Source organism: Gillisia xinjiangensis (assembly GCF_046298265.1).
Classification (GTDB): Bacteria; Bacteroidota; Bacteroidia; order Flavobacteriales; family Flavobacteriaceae; genus Gillisia; species Gillisia xinjiangensis.
The window spans coordinates 1-2,008 of record NZ_JBKAHK010000019.1 but is presented as its reverse complement, the minus strand read 5'-3'; the positions used below and the strand labels follow the sequence as shown (position 1 = coordinate 2,008).

Annotated in this window: 1 protein-coding gene; it reads right to left on the bottom strand. The window is 40.4% G+C overall.

Features of this window, described 5'->3' with window-relative positions:
• Positions 1-36 precede the first annotated feature (36 nt).
• The coding region (locus tag ACKGJN_RS16210) for an Ig-like domain-containing protein (protein ID WP_409540609.1) at positions 37-2,008 on the bottom strand (1,972 nt) is incomplete at its 5' end.

The window sequence follows — 2,008 nt, the reverse complement described above, 5'->3', positions numbered from 1 at the left end:
GATATTAGGAGATAGATTTTTTTCATGGTTTTAGATTTATTTTGTTCCTAAGTAGATATATCCCTGGATTGGTTCTATAGCGCCATTGTTTACTGTAAGTATATAGAAATAGGTTCCCGATGGCAATTGATTTGAACCGGTGAAGGATTTGTTCGAGAATCCGTCCCATTCGTTCCTGTAATTTGGATTAGAGTAAATTTCAGAACCCCAACGGTTAAAAATTTGTACGCCAAAGGTAAAACCACATAATGGATCAACATTTATTTCAAAGAAGTCGTTATGTCCATCTCCGTTAGGAGTTACTGCTTTTGAAACCCCGGATTTAATACCTTCAATATCACAGGCTTCGGCCTCTACCACACATAAATCATTTATACTAACCTGCACACTTGTAGTTGAAGGACAACTTCCACCTAGTATATAGTTGAAAGTGTAGGTTCCAACAGCCATTAATTCAGGATCTATAAAGCTTCCTGAAAGAGCACCGGTTTGATCTGTATCTTCCCAGGTACCACTTTCATCATTATCTCCAATTAACAATTCGAATAAGTCGAAAGGATCATCTTCAATACAAAGATCTTTAGTAGTTGTCTGGATTGTTTCTGCTGCAGGTTCCGCCAAAGTAATCTGAACAACATCAGATATTTCTCCGCTGCCATTTTGAGCAGTTACACTATAGGTTCCTGGTTCAAGATCGATGAAAACTCCGCTTTCCTGGTAATCGGTTCCGTTTATACTATATGTTAATCCTTCTTCAGTTTGTACTGTAATAGTACCAGTTGGATTAGCACAAGTTGGTTGGACCACCTCTGCTACTACAGGCGGATCGGGCTGATCATCTACTTGGTTTACAGTTATTGTTACTGTAGCGGTATCTGTTCCACCATTTCCATCAGTGATAGTATAGGTAATGCTATCTGTTCCGTTAAAGTTTTCATTCGGAGTATAAGTAATGGTTCCATCTTCGTTGATCACTACGGAGCCATTGTCAGGATTTGTTGTGCTCACTACAGTTAGATCATCACCATCTACATCAGTATCATTGTTTAGTACTGAAATAGTTACTGAATTGTCTTCATCTGTTGAAGCTACATCATCAACAGCTACCGGAGCATCGTTGATTGGGTTTACAGTTATTGTTACTGTAGCGGTATCTGTTCCACCATTTCCATCAGTGATAGTATAGGTAATGCTATCTGTTCCGTTAAAGTTTTCATTCGGAGTATAAGTAATGGTTCCATCTTCGTTGATCACTACGGAGCCATTGTCAGGATTTGTTGTGCTCACTACAGTTAGATCATCACCATCTACATCAGTATCATTGTTTAGTACTGAAATAGTTACTGAATTGTCTTCATCTGTTGTAGCCACATCATCAACAGCTACCGGAGCATCGTTGATTGGAGTTACCGTTACGGTTACCGTTCCTGTATTTCCTTCCTCATTGGTATAGGTGAAGGAATCTTCTCCGTTAAAGTTTAAGTCAGGAGTGTAGGTAAGGGTTCCGTCGGTCTCTATTGTCACTGTTCCGTTTGCACCTTGAGTAACTGAAGCTACCGGGGATTTAACATCCACATCGGTATCATTTGCAATCACATCGATATTCACAGCTACATCTTCATCAGTAGTTGCCGAATCATCCACAACCGTGGTCACATCATCTACTGGAGTTACCGTTACGGTTACCGTTCCTGTATTTCCTTCCTCATTGGTATAGGTGAAGGAATCTTCTCCGTTAAAGTTTAAGTCAGGAGTGTAGGTAAGGGTTCCGTCGGTCTCTATTGTCACTGTTCCGTTTGCACCTTGAGTAACTGAAGCTACCGGGGATTTAACATCCACATCGGTATCATTTGCAATCACATCGATATTCACAGCTACATCTTCATCAGTAGTTGCCGAATCATCCACAACCGTGGTCACATCATCTACTGGAGTTACCGTTACGGTTACCGTAGCGGTATCTGTTCCACCATTTCCATCAGTGATGGTATAGGTGAAAGTATCTGTA